This is a genomic window from Streptomyces sp. NPDC028305, from assembly GCF_055569495.1.
Genome location: NZ_JBVHTN010000010.1, coordinates 38,145 through 57,371, shown reverse-complemented (window position 1 = coordinate 57,371; position 19,227 = coordinate 38,145). Strand labels below are relative to the sequence as shown.

The following is a 19,227-nucleotide window of genomic DNA, read 5'->3' as shown; positions in this document are numbered from 1 at the left end:
TCGCCCATTACGTCGGTTCCTCCTCGGTCCCTGCGAGAGGGGGCACCTCCCAGGCCCGAGCCTGGGGGAGTATGCGGCTACTGCTTCGTACCTGACTGGCTCGTACTGCACTTCTTGCGGCTCGGCACTACGTCGTGTCGGCTGCGGCTCCGCGCCCTGGAGCGCGTGTGCGCTCAAACGCGCAGAACGCGCTTGAAAGCACAAAAGGACCCGGGGGCTGCTTTGCCCGGATCCTCTTCCCAGAAGAATAACCCACATGACACGTGGGCTTAAGGCTGCATCCGCGCCGTCTTCTGTTTCCTTGATCACCGACCGGGGGCGCCGGACCAGGCAAGAGGCCTGGCAGCGGGCCGTGCTGCTGACGGACGACGGGGTGCCGATCGAGGCCGCGTATGAGCCGTTCGGGCCCCTCGCCGCGCCCCCTGCCGAGCCCCCTGCCGGGCCGTCCCCATCCGCTCCGGCCGCGGGCGTGAGCGGCCCGGCGATCGTGGTCGCGCACGGCTTCACGGGCGCCCTGGAGCGCCCCGCGCTGCGGCGCGCCGCGGCGGCGCTGGGCGGGCACGCGGCCGTGGTGACCTTCTCTTTCCGAGGCCACGGCCGGTCCGGCGGGCGCTCCACGGTCGGCGACCGGGAGGTCCTGGACCTGGCCGCCGCGGTGCGGTGGGCGCGCCGGCTCGGACACCGGCGGGTCGCCACGGTCGGGTTCTCGATGGGCGGCTCGGTGGTGCTGCGGCACGCGGCGCTGTACGGGGCAGGCACCGAGGAAGGGGCGGGCACGGGGGCACTCGAAGCGAAAGGGGGCGCGAGGGAGCGCGAAGGGGCGCACACGGACGCCGCAGTGGCGGTGAGCGCACCTGCCCGCTGGTACTACCGGGGAACCGCCCCGATGCGCCGGGTGCACTGGGCGATCACCCGGCCGGCCGGGCGGCTGGTCTCCCGCTACGGGCTGCGCACCCGCATCGACGCCCGCGGCTGGGACCCCGAACCGCTCCCGCCGGTCGCCGCCGCCCCGCTGATCGCGCCCACGCCCCTGCTGATCGTCCACGGCGACCGGGACCCGTACTTCCCGCTGGACCACCCGCGGTCGCTGGCGGAGGCGGCGGATCCGTCATCCACAGAGCTGTGGATCGAGCCGGGCTTCGGCCACGCGGAGAACGCGGCCGACGCCGAGCTGCTCGACCGGATCGCCGCCTGGGCGACAAGCCGCGTCTGACCCCCGGGCCGGCTCGCTCCACCTCAGCCGGCCCGGCCCGGCTCACTCCGCCTCGGCCAGCGGCTCCGCGAACTGCGCCTCGTACAGCCGCGCATACGCTCCGCCCGCCTCCCGCAGCGACTCGTGCGTGCCCTGCTCCACGATCCGCCCGGCCTCCATCACGAGGATCACGTCCGCGTCGCGGATCGTCGACAGCCGGTGGGCGATCACAAAGCTGGTGCGGCCGGTCCGCAGGGAGGCCATCGCGTGCTGGATGAGCACCTCCGTACGGGTGTCGACCGAGCTCGTCGCCTCGTCCAGGACCAGGATCGCCGGCTCCGCCAGGAACGCCCGGGCGATGGTGATCAGCTGCTTCTCGCCGACGCTGATGTTGGAGCCCTCGTCGTCGATCACCGTGTCGTAGCCGTCCGGCAGGGTCCGTACGAAGCGGTCGACATGCGTGGCCCTGGCCGCCTCGACGATCTTGTCGAACGACGCGCCCTCCGCCCCGTACGCGATGTTGTCCGCGATCGTCCCGCCGAAGAGCCAGGTGTCCTGGAGCACCATGCCGATGTTGGAGCGCAGCTCCTCCCGGCTCATGGCGGCGATGTCCACCCCGTCCAGCGTGATCCGCCCGCCGCTGACCTCGTAGAACCGCATCAGCAGATTGACCAGGGTGGTCTTGCCCGCGCCGGTCGGGCCGACGATGGCCACCGTCTGGCCCGGCCGCACCGCCAGCGACAGCTCCTCGATCAGCGGCCTGTCGGGCTCGTAGCGGAAGGAGACGTCCTCGAACTCGACCCGGCCGCGCACCTGCTCCGGCCGCGCCGACGGCGACGCGTCCGCCTCCTGCTCCGGCGCGTCCAGCAGCTCGAAGACCCGCTCGGCGGACGCGACACCCGACTGCACCAGGTTGGCCATGGAGGCGACCTGGGTGAGCGGCTGGCTGAACTGGCGCGAGTACTGGACGAAGGCCTGGACGTCGCCGATCGACAGCGCCCCGCTCGCCACCCGCAACCCGCCGACCACGGCGACCAGCACATAGTTGAGGTTGCCGATGAACATCATCGCGGGCTGGATGATCCCGGAGATGAACTGGGCGCGGAAGCCCGCCTCGTACAGCTTCTCGTTCTGCGCCCGGAAGAGCTCGGCGGACTCCTTCTGGCGGCCGAAGACCTTCACCAGCGAGTGGCCGGTGTACATCTCCTCGATATGGGCGTTGAGCTTGCCGGTGGTCTTCCACTGCGCCACGAACTGCGGCTGCGCCCGCTTGCCCACCTTCGTGGCGACCACCACCGAGACCGGCACGGTCACCAGCGCGACCAGCGCAAGCAGCGGCGAGATCCAGAACATCATGGCCAGCACGCCCACGATGGTCAGCAGCGAGGCCATGAGCTGGCTGAGGGTCTGCTGAAGCGTCTGCTGGATGTTGTCGATGTCGTTGGTGGCCCGCGACAGCACCTCGCCGCGCGGCTGCTTGTCGAAGTACGACAGCGGCAGCCGGGCCAGCTTCCGCTCGACGTCCTCGCGCATCCGGAAGACCGCGCGCTGCACCACGACCGTGGCGACGCGCGCCTGGAAGAGATTGAACAGCGAGGAGATGACGTAAATCGCGGTCACCCACATCAGCACGGTCCCGACCGCGCCGAAGTCGATGCCCTGGCCGGGGACCACGTCCATGGACGCGACCATGTCGGCCACCGTGTCCTGGCCCTGCCGCCGCAGCCCCTCGACCGCCTCCGCCTTCGTCACGTCGGCGGGCAGCTGCCGCCCGATGATGCCCGCGAAGATCAGGTCCGTGGCCTGGCCGAGGATCTTCGGGCCGAGCACCGACAGCGCGATGCTGACCGTGCACAGCGCGAGCACCACCATCGACAGGCCGCGCTCGGGCTGAAGGGTCGCCAGCAGACGGCGGCTGGAACCCTTGAAGTCCATGCTGCGCTCGGCCGGCTGGCCGCCCATGAAACGCGCGGGGCCGGCCGCCGGCGCGGGGCCTCTTCGGGGCGCCGCCGCAGCGCTGGGCGCCGGGGTGCTGGGCTCCGGGGTACTGGACGCCGGAGCGCTCTTCTCGCTCATGCCCCTCCCACCCGCTCAGTCTCGGCGCGCTCCCACGCGCGGGCTTCCCTCGTCACTGCTCGCTCCTCCGTCGCTGCGCGGCTCCTCAGTCCAGCCCGCACAGCGCGCCAAGACACGCTCACGCGGCCTCCTGCTCGGTGAGCTGGGAGAGCACGATCTCCCGGTAGGTCTGGTTGTTCTCCATCAGCTCGGTGTGCGTGCCCGTGCCGACGACCCGCCCCTCGTCGAGGACCACGATCCGGTCCGCGCCCCGGATGGTGGACACCCGCTGGGCGACGATGATCACCGTCGCGTCCTCCGTCTCATCCGCGAGCGCGGCCCGCAGCCGCGCGTCCGTGGCGTAGTCCAGGGCCGAGAAGGAGTCGTCGAAGAGATAGACGGACGGCTTGCGGACCAGCGCGCGGGCGATCGCCAGCCGCTGCCGCTGACCGCCGGACACATTGCCGCCGCCCTGGGCGATGGGGGCCTCGAGACCGCCCTCCAGGCGCTCGACGAAGTCGCGGGCCTGGGCGGTCTCCAGGGCCTGCCACAGCTCGTCGTCGGTCGCGTCCGGCTTTCCGTACCGCAGGTTTGAAGCGACGGTGCCGGAGAAGAGGTACGGCTTCTGCGGCACCAGGCCGATGGCCTCGGCCATCAGGACCGGGTCCATGTCGCGCACGTCCACCCCGTCCAGGTGCACGCTGCCGTCGGTCGCGTCGAAGAGGCGGGGCACCAGACCCAGCAGGGTGGACTTGCCGCTTCCGGTGGAGCCGATGACGGCCGTGGTCTGGCCGGGCCGGGCGACGAGCGAGACCTCGCGCAGCACGGGCTCCTCGGCGCCCGGGTAGCGGAACTCCACGCCGCGCAGCTCCAGCAGACCCCGGCGCTCCAGGGGCGGGACGGGCTTGAGGGGCAGGGCGACGCTGGTCTCGGTCTCCAGCACCTCCTGGATGCGCTCGGCGCACACCTCGGCGCGGGGCACCATCATGAACATGAAGGTGGCCATCATCACGGCCATCAGAATCTGCATCAGATAGCTGAGGAACGCGGTCAGCGCGCCGATCTGCATGTCCTCGCTGTCGATGCGGTGCCCGCCGAACCAGACGACGGCGACGCTGGAGAGGTTCACCACCATCATCACGGCCGGGAACATCAGCGACATCAGCCGGCCGGCCCGCATCGAAACATCCAGCAACTCGGTGTTGGCCTCGGTGAAACGATCCCGCTCGTGCTCGTCGCGGACGAAGGCGCGGATGACGCGGATGCCGGTGATCTGCTCGCGCAGCACCCGGTTGACCGTGTCGATGCGCTCCTGGACGCCCCGGAACAGCGGGCGCATCTGCCGGACGATCAGCGAGACGATGATGCCCAGGGTCGGGACGATGAGCAGCAGCAGCCCGGAGAGCGGCACGTCCTGGTTGAGCGCCATGACGATGCCGCCCACACACATGATCGGCGCCGAGACCATCAGGGTGAACGACATCAGGGCCAGCATCTGGACCTGCTGCACGTCGTTGGTGGTGCGGGTGATGAGCGAGGGCGCGCCGAAGTGGCCCATCTCACGGGCGGAGAAGGACTGCACGCGGTCGAAGACGGCGGCGCGCACATCGCGGCCGAGCGCCATCGCCGTCCGGGCGCCGTAGTAGACGGCGCCGATGGAGCAGACGATCTGCACCAGCGTGACGGCGATCATCACACCGCCGATCTGAAGGATGTAACCGGTGTCACCCTTCACGACACCGTCGTCGATGATGTCGGCGTTGAGCGTCGGCAGGTAGAGCGTCGCCAGCGTCTGCACAAGTTGCAGCGCGACGATCAGAGCGATCGATCGGGTGTAGGGCCTCAGGTACGCCCGTATAAGTCGGACCAGCACACCGAAACCCTAAGCGAGCGCCCCGGAGCGCACCCGGGGATTTACCGGTCTGCCGCCCGACCCCGTCATCATGGGGGGCGGCAGATGACGGGAGAGGGATCGCGATGGCGATGAAGAACACGGCGGGGCCGCCGGCCGGCACCATCCGGTACTGGGCCGCGGCCAAGGCGGCCGCCGGCACCGCCGAGGAGCCGTACGCCGCGGCCACGCTCGCCGACGCCCTGGACGCCGCCCGGCAGCGGCACACCGCGCGACCGGAGTTCGCGCGGGTGCTGGGGCGGTGCTCGTTCCTGGTCGACGGCGACCCCGTCGGCACCCGTGATCACAAGACGGTCCAACTGGCCGAGGGCGGCACGGTCGAGGTGCTCCCGCCGTTCGCAGGAGGGTGACCCCGACGTCATGAGCAACCAGCCGCAGCATTCCGGCAGTAATCCGTACGACCCCTATGGGCCGAACGGGTCGGCCGAGACGCCGTACCAGGGCTACGGAGATTACGAGGGATACGCAGGACAGGCGGAGCAGGACGCGTACGGGTCCTACGCTCCCCAGGGCCAGTACGACCAGCAGGGCCAGTACGACCAGCGGGGCCAGCAGCCCGGCGCCTGGCAGGGGTACGACGGGTCCGCGTACGACGGGCAGCAGGCGTACCAGCAGCAGCCGCAGCAGCAGGCGTACCCGGGGCAGGGATACCAGCAGCAGGCGTACCAGCAGCAGGCGTACCAGCAGCAGGGGCACCCGGAACAGAGCCACCCTCAGCAGTGGCACCACCAAGGCGGCCAGGCCGCCTACCAGAACCAGGTCCAGGGCCAGCAGGGTTACCAAGGGCAGGCGTACCAGGGCCAGCAGGCGTACCAGGGGCACCAGGAGCCGTACGCCGCCGCCTCCGACGCCACCATGCAGTTCTCGGCCGCCACCCGCCCCGCCGAGCCCCGGGCCGCCGCCGCGCCACCGCGCTCGGCTCCGGCCGAGCCCGCCGAGGCCATCGCCCCCGCCGCGGCCCCCGAGACCCCCGAGACCCCCGCCAAGCCGCTCACCGCCGCCGAGCAGGCCCGCGCCGAGGGCCGCCCGATGATCCTCTCCCCGGGGCTGACCCCCGCCGCCCTGACCGCCGTGCTCGCCGCGCTCCTCGCGGCCACCGCGCCGCTGGCCCGGCCCGCCGTCGCCGTCGTCGTGGCGCTGCTCCAGGCGGTCACCGCGGCGGGCTGGTTCCGGCTCAACGGGATGTGGCCCGCCCGGCAGGGCATCGCGCTGGCCTTCGCGGGCGGCCTGGCCGCGGACATCGGCCTGCTGGCCACCGAGCGCTCACACGCCCCGACGGTGCTCATGGGCACGCTCGGCGTCTGGCTGCTGCTGGTGCTGATCCTCCAACTGCGCAGCCACGCCTCGCCCGACGAGCGGCTGTACGGCCTGACGGCGGCCGTCGCCTCGACCGCGGTGACCGTGATCGCCGCCGGGCATCTGGCCGCGGTCGCCGAGTCCTCGGACGCCGTCGTGGTGGGGGCGGCCGCCGTCGCGGTGGCGGCGCTGGTGCGCGCCCTGCCGCTGCCGGGCGCCGTCTCCGCGGTCCTGGCGCTGATGGCGTCCGCGGGCGCGGGCCTGGCGGCCGCCCAGCTGACCGGCACCGGCACCGCCGGCGCCGTGGGGCTGGGCCTGGCGGCGGGGGTGTGCGCGCTGATCGGGCTGCGGGTGGCCAGCTACGACTACCCCTCCCGCTTCGTGCACATGACCGCGGGCGTCGCCCTTCCCCTCGCCGCCGCGGCCCCCGCGGTCTATGTGATCGGGCGCGCGCTGGTGTGATCCGGGCCCTAGGGGGTGCCCGCACCGCTGCGGTTAGGCTCGCAGCCTCAGGCGACGGCCTGAGCCAGAGCCTGGGGGACCCAACGCAATGCGCGCACTGCGAATCACACTGATCGTCTTCGTCGTACTCGGCGTTCTGTTCGTCGCCGCCGACCGCCTGGCGCTTTATATGGCGGAGTCCGAGGCAGCCGACAAGATCAAGAGCAGTCAGGGGCTGACCAGCACCCCCGATGTCTCGATCAACGGCTTCCCGTTCCTGACCCAGGTCGCCGGCAAGGAGCTGGACGAGGTCGAGATCGGCGTGGACGGGCTGACCACGGACGCGGGGGGCGGCCGTACGGTGCGCGTCACCAAGCTCGACGCCACGCTGCACAACGTCCGGATCTCCAGCAGCTTCTCCTCCGCCACCGCCGACAGCGCCACCGGGTCCGCGCACATCAGCTACGCGGACCTGTCCACGGCCGCGGGCCAGGGCATCACGGTCGGCTACGCCGGGGCGGACGAGTCGGGGCGCGGCCGCGTCAAGATCACCGGGCAGCTGATGGGCCTGAGCCTCAGCACGTACTCCACGGTCACCATCGTCAACGGCGACACGATCAAGCTGCACGCCGAGTCCGTCCCCGGCAGCAAGATCCCGCAGTGGGAGCAGAAGGTGCGGCAGCGCACCGACATGGAGCGCAAGATCGACGGTCTGCCGGCGGGCATGAAGCTGGACAAGGTGGAGACGGACGAGGAGGGCATAAACGTGTCGGTCGTGGGTAAGAACGTCGAGCTGGCGGGCTGATCATCCGGGGCCGCAGCGCCCCCGCAGCCGCCCAGTACCCACCCCCATCCGTACCCCACCCGCCCCCGCGTTCCACGGTCGTCCATTCCATGAGACGGTCTCGTCCGCGATGGCGGACATTCCTGGGCGCCCGACGCCCCGCGGACCGCTCCGCGACGCGCCGGGCGCCCTTCTCGTTTCACATCGCGGACAATCCCGTCTCATCATCCGACACGGCGGTGACATGCCCGGCTGTCCGTCCCTACGATCGGACGCATGAAGCGACAGGCGGATCTCACAAAGCGGCGGGCAGTAGACCTGTGCCGCGTGGCCGCCATGCTCTGTCGCGCCGCCTGACGAGGACGCGCGGCCCGCTCCTTCACCTCACGGCCCCGTCCTAATGGCCCGCCAGTCAGCCGGGCCTGCCCGCACTCCGCTCGTACGCCCGCTACCGAACCGCGCGTAGCCCGCATTCCGACGCGTACCCGTACCGCCGCAACTGCCCCGGAGGAGAAAAACATGAGCCGCAGTGACGTCCTCGTCGACGCCGACTGGGTACAGGCCCGCATCGACGACCCCAAGACGGTCATCGTGGAGGTCGACGAGGACACCTCTGCCTACGACAAGAACCACATCAAGAACGCCATCCGGATCGACTGGAAGCAGGACCTCCAGGACCCGGTGCGCCGCGACTTCGTCGACCAGGCGGGCTTCGAGAAGCTGCTCTCCGAGAAGGGCATCGCCAACGACGACACGGTCGTGCTCTACGGCGGCAACAACAACTGGTTCGCGTCGTACGCCTACTGGTACTTCAAGCTCTACGGGCACCAGGACGTCAAGCTCCTCGACGGCGGCCGCAAGAAGTGGGAGCTCGACTCGCGCGACCTGGTCGCCGAGGTCCCGTCCCGGGCGAAGACCGAGTACCAGGCCAAGGCCCAGGACGTCTCGATCCGCGCCTTCCGCGACGACGTCGTGGCGGCCATCGGCTCGCTGAACCTGGTGGACGTCCGCTCCCCCGACGAGTTCTCCGGCAAGCTGCTCGCCCCGGCGCACCTCCCGCAGGAGCAGTCGCAGCGCCCGGGCCACGTGCCGTCCGCCCGCAACATCCCCTGGTCGAAGTCCGCCAACGACGACGGCACCTTCAAGTCCGACGACGAGCTCAAGGAGCTCTACGAGGGCGAGGGCGTCGACCTGGCGAAGGACACCATCGCCTACTGCCGCATCGGTGAGCGCTCCGCTCACACCTGGTTCGTCCTGCACGAGCTGCTCGGCCAGACCAACGTCAAGAACTACGACGGCTCCTGGACCGAGTACGGCTCCCTCGTCGGCGTGCCGATCGAGCTGGGCGCCAACAGCTGACCCTCCTCCCTCCCCTCCCCGAACGTAAGGACAGTCACCCATGTGTGGAGCAACGGCCGGCGGCCCCGACGCGTCGACCATCAAGCCCGGCGAGACCACCATCCAGGGTTCCGTGACCCGTAACGGCGAGCCGGTCACCGGCTACGTCCGGCTGCTGGACAGCACCGGCGAGTTCACCGCCGAGGTCCCCACCTCGGCGACCGGACAGTTCCGCTTCTACGCGGCCGAGGGCACCTGGACGGTGCGCGCCCTGGTGCCGGGCGCGACCGCGGACCGTACCGTCGTCGCCCAGAAGGGTGGCCTGGCGGAGGTCGCCATCGCCGTCTGACGCCACCCGCGCGTCACGGACAGCACGGCCGGAGGGCCGCACCCCGGGGTTGGACGCCTCGGCGGGGTGCGGCCCTCCGGGCACTTCGGGGCCCTACGGGGGCCTTACGGGGCTGCGCGGGGGCTGTCCTCGACCTGTCCGAGCGGCGTCCCCGGACGTATCCTGGGGATATGTACGCGCGACGCCGCCACGCATACTTCATCCTGATGGGCGCGTGTCTGACGCTGTTCGTCTCGGCATGGGGATTCGTACGCCTGTGGTCCGTCCCGGCCGCCGTGGCCATGTGTGTCGTCGCCATGGTGATCCCGCCGCTGGCCGCCATCGTGGCCAACCGCAGGGGGCCGAGCGACCGGTGGTGGGACGAGTCGGGGGACGAGGAGTCCGACCGGTGGTGGCGGGAGCTGGACGAGTACGACCACCACCGCCACTAGCGCGATCTCCGGCCCGACCGGGCCGAAGAGACGAAGTCCCCGGTCCGTGGACGAGTGCGGTCAGTAGACGAGCGCCTGGACCCCGTCGGGCATGATCTCGCTGACGAACACCTGTGCCCCCGCGATCCGGGCGCCCTTGATGAGGTCCTTCTCCTCGATCTCCCGGCGGGCCGCACACTGCGAGCACACGGTGATCGAGCCACCGGCGAGGATGCCGTCGATGAGATCCGGCAGCGGCGCCGCATGCGGCAGTTCGAACTCCGCCGCGCGTCCCGGGAGCGCGAACCAGGTCGACTCCCCCGTCAGCCACAGCGAGACCTCCACGCCGCTCGCCGCGGCCACCGCCGCCACCGTGAACGCCTGGGAGCACCGCTCGGGCGCGTCCGCGCCCGCCGTCACCTTGATCACCAGCTTCTTCGCCATGCGGCCAGCCTAGGCCGGACCGGGAGACCTCGAAGAGCCGACCACCACACCGGCGACTAGACTCGGCCGCGGTCCACGACCGTTCCGCCAGTCCCACCGGAACACCCCACTCCTCCAAGGAGCGCGCACGTGCTTGAGGCAGTCTTCACCACCCTGATGATCCTGGTCGTCGTCGCCACGCTCGGCTTCGCCGCGCTGACCTGGAAGAAGCTGTACCAGGGCCAGCGCTGACCCGCCCGCTGCCCGGCACCCGGGGGCACCTCGCCCCCTCCCCTCCATTCCCCTTCCCACAGATCGCCTGAACTCATGATCGAGATTCCGTCCGACCTGCACCCGGACCTCGTGCCGCTCGTCTTCCTCCTCGGCAACTGGGAGGGCGCGGGCGTCTACGACTTCCCGGGGACCGAGAAGTGCAACTTCGGGCAGGAAGTGACGTTCACCCACGACGGACGCGACTTCCTGGAGTACATCTCGCACACCTGGGTGCTCGACGGCGACGGCAAGAAGGTCCGTCCGCTGGAGTCCGAGTACGGCTTCTGGCGGATCGACAAGGACCGCAAGGTCGAGATCGTCATGATCCGCGACCAGGGCGTCGTCGAGGTCTGGTACGGCGAGCTGGCGGACGGCAAGCCGCAGATCGACGTGGTGACGGACGCCGTGGCCCGGACCGCCGCCTCCGGCCCGTACTCCGGCGGCAAGCGGCTCTACGGCTACGTCAAGAGCGATCTGATGTGGGTCGGCGAGAAGGCCACCCCGGAGGTGCCGCTGCGGCCGTACATGTCCGCGCACCTGAAGAAGGTCGTGGACCCGCGCGAATGGGCCAAGGACCTCAAGGACCTCCCGGACGACGGCATCGCCTTCTTCCGCTGACCGGCCGCTTCCCCGCTGACCGGCCGCTTCCTCCGCGGACCGCACGGCCGCCCGGGCCCACGCCTACACTGGGCCCGTGGCGACCACCGACTGGAAGACAGATCTGCGGGAGCGCGGCTATCGCCTGACGCCGCAGCGCCAGCTCGTGCTCGAGGCCGTCGACCACCTCGAGCACGCCACCCCGGACGACATCCTCACCGAGGTGCGCCGCACCGCGAGCGGCGTCAACATCTCCACGGTCTACCGCACCCTGGAGCTGCTGGAGGAGCTGGGGCTGGTGAGCCATGCCCACCTCGGGCACGGCGCTCCCACGTACCACCTGGCCGACCGGCACCACCACATCCACATGGTCTGCCGGGACTGCACGGATGTGATCGAGGCCGATCTGTCGGTGGCCGAGCCCTTCACCCGGCAGCTGCGGGCGAGCTTCGGGTTCGAGACCGATATGAAGCACTTCGCGATCTTCGGCCGCTGCGCCAAGTGCTCCGCCGGCCGGACGGACGGCGACTCCCGAGCGGATGACGCCTCCCGGGCGGATGCCCCCAAGGCCCGCGGGAGCGAGTCCTAGGCCAGGTCCTAGGACTCGCCGAGTCGTAGGCTGAGCGCATGAAGAGCCCTTTGCTGTCGCTGCCCGGCGCCGTCCCCGGCGAGGGCGCCGACGAAGGCGTCGCCGCGCACTACGGCGACCTGTTCCGCGAGCAGCGCACGCTCGCCGACGGCTCCGGCTTCGTGGACCTCTCGCACCGCGGTGTGGTCACGGTCACCGGCGCGGACCGGCTGAGCTGGCTGCACCTGCTGCTCACCCAGCACGTGAGCGAACTCCCGGCCGGTGAGGCCACGGAGGCGCTGATCCTCTCCCCGCACGGCCATATCGAACACGCGCTCTACATAGTCGACGACGGCGAGACCACCTGGGCCCATGTGGAGCCCGACACCCAGGGTGATCTGCTCGCGTACCTGGAGAGCATGAAGTTCTTCTACCGGGTGGACGTCGCGGACCGCACCGAGGAGTTCGCCGTCGTCCACCTCCCGGCGGGCAGCATCACCGAGGCCCCCGAGGGCGCCGTCGTCCGCGAGACCCCGTACGGCCGGGACCTGTTCCTGCCCCGCGCCGACCTGGAGTCCTTCGCCGCGGCGGGCGGCCCGCCGGCCGGTGTGCTGGCGTACGAGGCGCTGCGCGTCGAGGCGCACCGCCCGCGGATCGGCCTGGAGACCGACCACCGGACGATCCCCCACGAGCTCGGCTGGATCGGCAGCGCCGTACACCTCCACAAGGGCTGCTACCGCGGTCAGGAGACCGTCGCCCGGGTGGAGAACCTGGGCAAGCCGCCCCGCCGGCTGGTCTTTCTCCACCTGGACGGCAGCGAGGTGACCCTGCCCGGCCACGGCGCTCCCGTGCGGCTCGCCTCGGACGGCACGGCGGGGCGCCCGCTGGGCTTTGTGACGACGTCGGCGCGCCACTACGAGCTGGGGCCGATCGCGCTGGCGCTGGTCAAGCGCAACGTGCCCGTGGACGCGGCGCTGATCGTGGATACGACGGCCGCCTCGCAGGAGGTCGTCGTCGAACCGTAGACGCGGGCGTAGGCGAGGGCCGCGGCCCTCGCCTCAGACCTCGACGATCACGGTGAACGGGCCGTCGTTCGTGAGCGAGACCTTCATGTCCGCTCCGAACCGGCCCGTCTCCACCTGCGCGCCCAGCTCCCGCAGCCGGGCCACGACCTCGTCCACCAGCGGCTCGGCGACCTCGCCCGGCGCCGCCGCGTTCCAGGTGGGCCGGCGCCCCTTGCGCGCGTCGCCGTAGAGCGTGAACTGGCTGATGACCAGCAGCGGGGCGCCCAGGTCCGAGCAGGACTTCTCGCCCTCCAGGATCCGTACGGTCCACAGCTTGCGGGCCAGCTGCGCCGCCTTCTCCGGGGTGTCGTCGTGGGTCACCCCGACCAGGACGCACAGCCCCTGCCCGACGATCTCCCCGACCGTCTCGCCGTCCACGACGACGTTGGCCCCGTTCACCCTCTGTACCACAGCACGCATACGGTCCATCATGCCCTGCCTCCTTCCGGGGCCGATCGGGTGGAAGCGCGCTGCGGACGGACCTCACACAGTGGCACGATGCGTGCAAGCGGTGCGCAATGGGCACAACGCGATCAGCTCGCGTAGCACCGCATGGAGGGGACGGAAACCGCATGATCACATCCGGCACCGGGCAGCCGCCCGGGCCCGCATCGACGCGCCCGGGAGACGGCGGCCTGCTCCAGGCGGCCACCGAGGCCCTACAGCAGCAGGGATTCCAGCCGACGGACCTACGGCCACCGCGGCCGCCGAGCCAGCGCGGCGGCCGACAGGCCGATTCCGGTTCGGCATCCGCTTCGGCCTCCGGTTCGGCGTCCGCTTCGGCGGCGCGGGAGCCGGCCGGGCTGCGGCTGTCGGAGCTGCGGGCCCTGCGCCGCTCGGCCCAGCGCGAGGAGGCGGACCTGAGCTATGTGCGCAGGCTGCTCCAGGGCCGGGTCGACATCCTCCGGGCGGAGCTGAACCGCCGCTCGGCCCCCGGCTCGCCGGTGGTGGACCTGCTGCCGGAGATCCTCGCCGACGGGCCATCGGGGCACCGCTCCTCCGCCCGGCATGTGACGCTCGGCACTCCACAGGGCGCGGAGTACCGGCGGCTGGCCGAGGAGACGCTGGCCGAGATCGGCCTGTCCGATCTGGGGGCGCGTACGGACGAGGAGTTGGCCGGCGCGATGGGCCGGCTCGCCGACTACGAGCGGCAGGTCTCGCGGCAGCGGCGGGAGCTTCAGCGCACGGCGGACGACTGCGGAGCGGAGATCACCCGAAGGTACCGCGAGGGAGAGGCGCACGTGGACGACCTGCTCTCGTAAGCCCTCCGGGGCAGGGGGAACCCCGCGGATATCCATGTGCACCTGGCGGTATCGGCCGCATACCGTGGGGTTCATGGCCCCAGAGATCCGTACGGTCGCCGACTCCGACCTCACCGACTGGACCCGCGCGCTCAACACCGGTTTTCTGCGGCCGCCGGAGGCGAGCAAGGAAGAGGTCGACATCCGGCGGTCGCACATCGGCCAGGAACTGGACCGTGTGCAGGGGGCCTTCGACCGGGGCCGCTGTGTGGGCACCTTCCGCAGCTTCACGCAGCGGCTGACGGCGGTCGGCGGGGCGGCGGTCGCGGCCGACGCCATCACCAACGTCTCGGTCTCGCCCACGCACCGCCGCCAGGGGCTGCTCAGCCGGATGATGGAGCGCGACCTGCGCGCGGCGCAGGAGCGCGGCGAGGTGGTGGCGTCGCTGATAGCCGCCGAGTACCCGATCTACGGACGGTACGGGTTCGGCCCGGCCACCTGGGTCACCGAGTGGCGGGTGGACGTCGCGCGCGCCGGGCTCGACGCGCGCTACTCCGGGCCCGCGTGCGGCGGCCGGGTGGACTTCGCGGACGGCGCCGAGGTACGGGAGCTGGGCCCCGCGCTGCACGAGCGGCTGCGCGCCCGGCAGCACGGCATGATCGACCGCCGTGAGAGGTGGTGGCGGGTGAACACCGGCCTGCTGCCCTTCCCCAACCAGCCGTGGACGGAGCCTTTCTACGTCCTGTACCGCTCCCCCGACGGCTCCGTGGACGGTCTGCTCGCCTACGCGGGCGACAGCAAGTGGGAGGGCAAGCTCCCCCACAACACCGCCAGTGTGCTCGGGATGCTCGCGGCTTCCCCGGCCGCCGAGCGCGCGCTGTGGCACTTCCTGTTCTCCGTCGACTGGGTCACCCAGGTCGCCACCGGCTACCGCCCGCCGGACGACCTACTGCCGCTGCTGCTGGGCGACCCGCGGGCGGCCCAGGTCACGACGCACGCCGACTTCCTGTGGCTGCGGCCGCTGGACGTCCCCCGGCTGCTCGAGGCCCGTACGTACCCCGTCCCGGGCTCGCTGGTCCTGGAGCTGTCCGACCGCGCGGGCCTGGCCGGCGGCCGCTATCTGCTGGAGGCCGGGCCCGACGGCGTCTCCTGCGCGCCGACCACCCGGTCCGCCGACCTGACCATGGACATCGCCGAGCTGGGGACGCTGTGGCTGGGGGACGAGTCCGTGGTCCGGCTGGCCGCGCTGGGGCGGGTCGCCGAGGAGCGCGAGGGCGCCGCGGGCCGGGCGGACCTCCTGCTGCGCACCCCGCGCCGCCCTTGGTGCCCGGACATCTTCTGATTCCGACCGGCCCCGCTGCCGCGCGCCCGCGCCGTTACGTCCCCTGGCCGACCAGCAGGTCGGCCAGGTCCCTGACCGACTGACGGAACCGCGTCCAGTCCCCGTCAGCCGTCAGCCGCCGCACCAGCTCGCCGTCGAACGCGGCGAGCAGCATATGGGCCACGAACTCGGCGTCGAGGCCCGGTCCGAGTTCCCGGACCAGCGCGGAGACGTGGGCGTGCCACCCCCGATAGGTGGGGTCGTCGAACTTGTCGTCGCCACAGGCGCGTTCGTGCGCGGCGATCAGGGACAGATGGCGCTCGGCGAGGTCGGCCAGCGCGTCGAGGAAGGCCAGCAGCCGCTCGCACGGGGCACTATCGGTGCCCAGCGGCGCCGCCTCCTCGTGGATCGCCTCCGCCAGCTGGGCCGCGCGGTCGGCCAGCAGCGCCCGGAACAGGCCCGTACGGCTGCCGAAGCGGCGGAAGACGGTGCCCTTGCCGACCCCCGCGGCGGCCGCCACCCGGTCGAGGGACACATGCTCGGCGCCGCACTCCGCCAGCAACTCCTCGGTGGCGCGCAGGATCGCGCGCCGATTGCGCGCGGCGTCGGCACGCTCGCCGCGTCCGGCGCTGTGCGCTGTCGTGGCCTCGCTCACGGCACCTCCTCCCATCCGGCCGGCGGTTGTAACCGGACCGCCGGTCCCCATAGTATCCACCACACGGAAGCGGACTGCCGGTCCGGTTCACTCGTCTGCCCTGGGGAGGCAGCCATGAGCAACAGCACCACCATGCGCGCGGTGATCGTCGACCCCGAGGCGCCGGGGTCCCTGCGCTTCGCGGACGTACCGGAGCCCACGCCGGGGCCGGGCGAGGCGCTGATCGAGGTGCGGCACGCGTCGATGAACTACGGGGAGGTGCGGTGGGCCGCCCATCAGCCGCCCGGCTCCGTCATGGGCTACGACGCGGCGGGGGTCGTGCTCCGCGCCGCGGCCGACGGCTCCGGGCCCGCAGCGGGAGCCCGCGTCGTCGCCTTCGGCCCGGGCGCGTGGAGCGAGCGCGCGGCCTTCGCGAGCGACAGCCTCGCCAAGTTGCCCGACACGGTCGACCTGGCCGACGCCGCCGCGCTCCCGCTGGTCGGCATCACCGCCCTGCGTACGCTGCGCGCGGCCGGGAGCGTCCTGGGCAAGCGGGTACTGATCACCGGCGCCTCGGGCGGCGTCGGACGGATGGCCGTCCAACTGGCGCGGCGGGCCGGGGCGTACGTCATCGCCTCGGTGGGCTCGCCCGCGCGCGGCGAGGGGCTGAAGGGGCTCGGCGCGGACGAGGTCGTGGTCGGTCTTGAGCCGGTCGAGCAGCCCGTGGACGTGGTCCTGGAGAACGTCGGCGGGCCCCAGCTCGTGGCCGCCTGGAACCTGCTCAAGCCGGGCGGCAACCTACAGAGCATCGGCTGGGCCGCCCACGACCAGCCTGCCGTGTTCCCGCCGAACGGCATCTTCTCGCTCGGCCCGGCCAAGTCGCTGCACTCGTTCGCGGACCCCTCCCACCCGGGCCCGGACCTCGCCGCCCTCGCCGGTCTCGTGGCGCGCGGCGAGCTGTCGCCGGAGATCGGCTGGCGCGGGTCCTGGGAGCGAGTCGCGGAGGCGGCGGACGCGCTGCTCGGGCGGCGCGTGCCGGGCAAGGCCGTCCTCGACATCGGCCCCTCCACGGGCCCCGCCGCGAGCGCGAAGCCCGTCCCCACAACCGCCACAACCGCGTGAAAGGCGATCCCATGCGCATCGGACTTCTTCTGAACGTCCTCGGCACCCCGCTCGACTCGGTCGTCGCGCAGGCGCGCGACATCGCCGCGTCGGGTCTCGGCACCGCCTGGCTGCCCGAGTTGGGCGCCTGGGACGCCCTGACCGCGGCCGCCGCCATCGGCCCCCAGGTGCCCGGGCTGACGCTGGGCACTTCCGTGGTCCCGACGTATCCGCGCCACCCGTTGACGCTCGCCGCCCAGGCGCTGACCGCCCAGGCGGCCACCGGCAACCGCTTCACGCTCGGCGTCGGGGTGAGCCACCGGCACATCATCGAGGGGCAGTTCGGCCACTCCTTCGACCGGCCGGCCCGCCATCTGCGGGAATACCTGTCCGCTCTGGTGCCCTTGCTGCGCGGCGAGAGCGTGACGCACGAGGGCGAGACCCTCAAGGCCGTCGGCGCGGTCACCGCGCCCGGCGCCGAGCCGCCCGCGCTGCTGGTCGGCGCGCTCGGCCCGGCGATGCTCAAGGTGGCGGGCGAGCTGGCCGACGGCACCGTCGCCGTCTGGGCGGGCAGGGCCGCGCTCGCGGACCACATCGTGCCCACCATCACCCGGGCGGCGGCCCACGCGGGGCGGCCCGCGCCGCGCGTCGTCGTCTTCAAGGCCGTGGGCGTGACCGCGGACCCGGAGGCGCGCCGCGCGGAAATGGCCGAACAGTTCAGCCAGGTCGACCAGATTCCGCACTACCGCGCCGTGCTGGACCGCGACGGCTCGGCGGGCCCGCAGGACACCGCGGCACTGGGCGACGAGTCCACCGTCGAGCAGGAGTTGCGGGAGCTGGTCGACGCGGGGGCGACCGAGTTCATCGCCTCCCCGGTCGGCACGTCCGAGGAACAGGCCCGCACGCTCGCCTTGTTGGCGGAGCTGGCCGCGTCCTGACCGACGGGTCCACAGGCCCCGGGCCCGTCCGAATCGGAGCAGGACTTCAGCAGTCGGCGCGCGCCCGGGCCCTGCTCGCCGAGTCTGTCGTGACGGTTCACCAGCGCGCACTTGTCGATCGACAGACAGCCGCAGCCGATGCAGTCGGTGAGGCTGTCGCGCAGATTCAGCAGCTGCTCGATCCGCTCGCTGAGGTCCTCGCGCCAGCGCTCCGAGATCTGGGCCCAGTCCTCCTTGCTGAGGACGTGGTCCTCGGGGAAGAGCGAGAGGACCTCCCGGATCCTGGCCAGCGGGATGCCGACGCGCTGCGAGGAGCGCACAAAGGCCACCCGGCGCAGCGTGTCGCGGGTGTAACGGCGCTGGTTCCCGGTGGTGCGGCGGCTGTGGATGAGCCCTTCGCGCTCGTAGAAGCGCAGCGCGGAGGCGGGGACTCCACTGCGTTGGGACAGGTCACCGACCGTGAGTTCATGGGTCTTCCACGACATCTGGCTCATAAAAACGAGCGTAGCTTGACTTCAAGTTATGTTTAAGTCCGAGTCTGGAGGCATGGTTACCGAAACGGCCGGCCACACCGCCGCCGCAACTTCCACCTCCGTCGCCACTCCCCTCCAGCTCGCCGTCATCGTCGGCAGCACCCGCGAGGGGCGCTTCGGCCCGAAGGTCGCCGACTGGTTCACCAGCCGCGCCACACCCCGGGCGGACCTGCGCATCGACGTCATCGACCTGGCCGACACCCCACTGCCCGGGACGCTCAGCCACCGGCCCGGCCCCGAGGACGCCGCGGCCCTGGCGGCCGTGGCGCCCCGGCTGGAGGCCGCCGACGCGTTCGTCGTGATCACCCCGGAGTACAACCACAGCTACCCGGCCTCCCTCAAGAACGCCATCGACTGGCACTACACACAGTGGCGGGCCAAACCCGTCGGGTTCGTCTCGTACGGCGGGATCTCCGGCGGCCTGCGCGCGGTCGAGCACCTGCGAACCGTCTTCGCCGAGCTGCACGCGGTCACCGTCCGCGACACGGTGAGCTTCCACAACGCCGGGGAGCTCTTCGACGCGGACGGCACGCTGAAGGACCCGCAGGGGGCCGAGGCGGCCGCCTCGACGATGCTCGACCAGCTGGAGTGGTGGGGGTGGGCGCTGCGCGAGGCCCGCGCCACCCGCCCGTACCAGGGCTGACCACCCCCGCCGACCAGGTGCCCCCGATCACCGGTCGCCCCTGACCGATCGCCCCCGACCCGTTGCCCCGCCGACGTCGCCGTCGGGCCCATGAGCCGAGCCCCGGCCCCTGGC

General features: G+C 71.8%; 21 protein-coding genes and 1 pseudogene. 16 read left to right on the top strand and 6 right to left on the bottom strand.

From position 1 onward, the window contains the following. The first annotated feature begins 256 nt into the window (after positions 1 to 256). The gene (locus ACZ4WQ_RS37815) at positions 257 to 1,213 is read left to right on the top strand and encodes an alpha/beta hydrolase (RefSeq protein WP_398377650.1); all 957 of its coding nucleotides are present in this window, start codon (positions 257 to 259) and stop codon (positions 1,211 to 1,213) included. 42 nt (positions 1,214 to 1,255) lie between these two features. On the opposite strand, the gene ACZ4WQ_RS37810 is transcribed toward ACZ4WQ_RS37815, so the two are convergent. After that, positions 1,256 to 3,154, bottom strand: a complete 1,899-nt coding sequence (locus tag ACZ4WQ_RS37810) for an ABC transporter ATP-binding protein (protein WP_311724645.1) — start codon at positions 3,152 to 3,154, stop codon at positions 1,256 to 1,258. A 232-nt stretch (positions 3,155 to 3,386) separates the two neighbouring features. After that, positions 3,387 to 5,120 carry an ABC transporter ATP-binding protein gene (locus ACZ4WQ_RS37805; RefSeq protein WP_398377648.1) on the bottom strand — a complete coding sequence of 578 codons (1,734 nt, stop codon included), beginning with the start codon at positions 5,118 to 5,120 and terminating at the stop codon, positions 3,387 to 3,389. Positions 5,121 to 5,224: 104 nt separating this feature from the next. On the opposite strand from ACZ4WQ_RS37805, the gene ACZ4WQ_RS37800 reads away from it, so the two are divergent. The 7 genes from ACZ4WQ_RS37800 (at position 5,225) to ACZ4WQ_RS37770 (ending at position 9,798) form a co-directional block, all read left to right on the top strand. Further along, on the top strand, positions 5,225 to 5,509 hold the full coding sequence (locus ACZ4WQ_RS37800) for a MoaD/ThiS family protein (RefSeq protein WP_311724569.1): 285 nt from the start codon (positions 5,225 to 5,227) through the stop codon (positions 5,507 to 5,509). 10 nt (positions 5,510 to 5,519) lie between these two features. Then, a complete protein-coding gene (locus tag ACZ4WQ_RS37795) occupies positions 5,520 to 6,917 on the top strand; it encodes a hypothetical protein (protein ID WP_398377646.1) in 1,398 nt (465 codons plus the stop codon). Positions 6,918 to 7,005: 88 nt separating this feature from the next. Next, complete coding sequence (locus tag ACZ4WQ_RS37790; protein ID WP_385347040.1) at positions 7,006 to 7,701, top strand: LmeA family phospholipid-binding protein; 696 nt, start codon at positions 7,006 to 7,008, stop codon at positions 7,699 to 7,701. Positions 7,702 to 7,956: 255 nt separating this feature from the next. Further along, positions 7,957 to 8,037, top strand: coding sequence for a putative leader peptide (locus tag ACZ4WQ_RS37785; RefSeq protein WP_352133573.1), 81 nt, complete (start codon positions 7,957 to 7,959; stop codon positions 8,035 to 8,037). Between the two features lie 162 nt (positions 8,038 to 8,199). Then, positions 8,200 to 9,039 carry a sulfurtransferase gene (locus tag ACZ4WQ_RS37780; protein WP_311724572.1) on the top strand — a complete coding sequence of 280 codons (840 nt, stop codon included), beginning with the start codon at positions 8,200 to 8,202 and terminating at the stop codon, positions 9,037 to 9,039. A 40-nt stretch (positions 9,040 to 9,079) separates the two neighbouring features. Next, positions 9,080 to 9,367 (top strand): DUF1416 domain-containing protein, encoded by a 288-nt coding sequence (locus tag ACZ4WQ_RS37775; RefSeq protein ID WP_311724573.1) that lies wholly within the window; start codon positions 9,080 to 9,082, stop codon positions 9,365 to 9,367. Between the two features lie 170 nt (positions 9,368 to 9,537). Continuing rightward, positions 9,538 to 9,798 carry a DUF3099 domain-containing protein gene (locus ACZ4WQ_RS37770; RefSeq protein ID WP_311724574.1) on the top strand — a complete coding sequence of 87 codons (261 nt, stop codon included), beginning with the start codon at positions 9,538 to 9,540 and terminating at the stop codon, positions 9,796 to 9,798. 60 nt (positions 9,799 to 9,858) lie between these two features. Here the strand turns inward: ACZ4WQ_RS37770 and ACZ4WQ_RS37765 are convergent, their stop codons facing one another. Further along, complete coding sequence (locus ACZ4WQ_RS37765; RefSeq protein ID WP_311724575.1) at positions 9,859 to 10,221, bottom strand: DsrE family protein; 363 nt, start codon at positions 10,219 to 10,221, stop codon at positions 9,859 to 9,861. Between the two features lie 306 nt (positions 10,222 to 10,527). Between ACZ4WQ_RS37765 and ACZ4WQ_RS37760 the strand changes: the two genes are divergently transcribed. From ACZ4WQ_RS37760 to ygfZ, 3 genes are all read left to right on the top strand, one after another. Beyond that, positions 10,528 to 11,091: a heme-binding beta-barrel domain-containing protein gene (locus ACZ4WQ_RS37760; RefSeq protein WP_311724576.1), complete on the top strand. Its 564-nt coding sequence runs from the start codon at positions 10,528 to 10,530 to the stop codon at positions 11,089 to 11,091. Positions 11,092 to 11,167: 76 nt separating this feature from the next. After that, complete coding sequence (locus tag ACZ4WQ_RS37755; RefSeq protein ID WP_398377643.1) at positions 11,168 to 11,659, top strand: Fur family transcriptional regulator; 492 nt, start codon at positions 11,168 to 11,170, stop codon at positions 11,657 to 11,659. A 38-nt stretch (positions 11,660 to 11,697) separates the two neighbouring features. Continuing rightward, complete coding sequence (gene ygfZ / locus ACZ4WQ_RS37750) at positions 11,698 to 12,663, top strand: CAF17-like 4Fe-4S cluster assembly/insertion protein YgfZ (protein WP_311724579.1); 966 nt, start codon at positions 11,698 to 11,700, stop codon at positions 12,661 to 12,663. A gap of 33 nt (positions 12,664 to 12,696) precedes the next feature. On the opposite strand, the gene dtd is transcribed toward ygfZ, so the two are convergent. Continuing rightward, positions 12,697 to 13,122: a D-aminoacyl-tRNA deacylase gene (gene dtd / locus ACZ4WQ_RS37745; protein ID WP_352133474.1), complete on the bottom strand. Its 426-nt coding sequence runs from the start codon at positions 13,120 to 13,122 to the stop codon at positions 12,697 to 12,699. A 152-nt stretch (positions 13,123 to 13,274) separates the two neighbouring features. On the opposite strand from dtd, the gene ACZ4WQ_RS37740 reads away from it, so the two are divergent. Next, entirely contained in the window at positions 13,275 to 13,964 is a 690-nt protein-coding gene (locus ACZ4WQ_RS37740; RefSeq protein WP_398377640.1) for an RsiG family protein, read from the top strand. A gap of 73 nt (positions 13,965 to 14,037) precedes the next feature. Next, on the top strand, positions 14,038 to 15,285 hold the full coding sequence (locus ACZ4WQ_RS37735; RefSeq protein WP_398377638.1) for a GNAT family N-acetyltransferase: 1,248 nt from the start codon (positions 14,038 to 14,040) through the stop codon (positions 15,283 to 15,285). 34 nt (positions 15,286 to 15,319) lie between these two features. Here ACZ4WQ_RS37735 and ACZ4WQ_RS37730 read toward each other — a convergent pair whose 3' ends face one another. Continuing rightward, complete coding sequence (locus ACZ4WQ_RS37730; RefSeq protein WP_398377636.1) at positions 15,320 to 15,919, bottom strand: TetR/AcrR family transcriptional regulator; 600 nt, start codon at positions 15,917 to 15,919, stop codon at positions 15,320 to 15,322. Positions 15,920 to 16,033: 114 nt separating this feature from the next. Between ACZ4WQ_RS37730 and ACZ4WQ_RS37725 the strand changes: the two genes are divergently transcribed. Continuing rightward, entirely contained in the window at positions 16,034 to 17,020 is a 987-nt protein-coding gene (locus tag ACZ4WQ_RS37725; RefSeq protein ID WP_398377634.1) for a zinc-binding dehydrogenase, read from the top strand. Between the two features lie 11 nt (positions 17,021 to 17,031). Next, a complete protein-coding gene (locus ACZ4WQ_RS37720) occupies positions 17,032 to 17,937 on the top strand; it encodes a TIGR03564 family F420-dependent LLM class oxidoreductase (protein ID WP_398377632.1) in 906 nt (301 codons plus the stop codon). Positions 17,938 to 18,044: 107 nt separating this feature from the next. Here the strand turns inward: ACZ4WQ_RS37720 and soxR are convergent. Then, positions 18,045 to 18,422 (bottom strand): annotated as a pseudogene (gene soxR / locus ACZ4WQ_RS37715) (redox-sensitive transcriptional activator SoxR); the annotation flags it as partial. A 61-nt stretch (positions 18,423 to 18,483) separates the two neighbouring features. Between soxR and ACZ4WQ_RS37710 the strand changes: the two are divergent. Next, positions 18,484 to 19,113, top strand: coding sequence for an NADPH-dependent FMN reductase (locus tag ACZ4WQ_RS37710; RefSeq protein ID WP_398377630.1), 630 nt, complete (start codon positions 18,484 to 18,486; stop codon positions 19,111 to 19,113). The last annotated feature ends 114 nt before the right edge of the window (positions 19,114 to 19,227 follow it).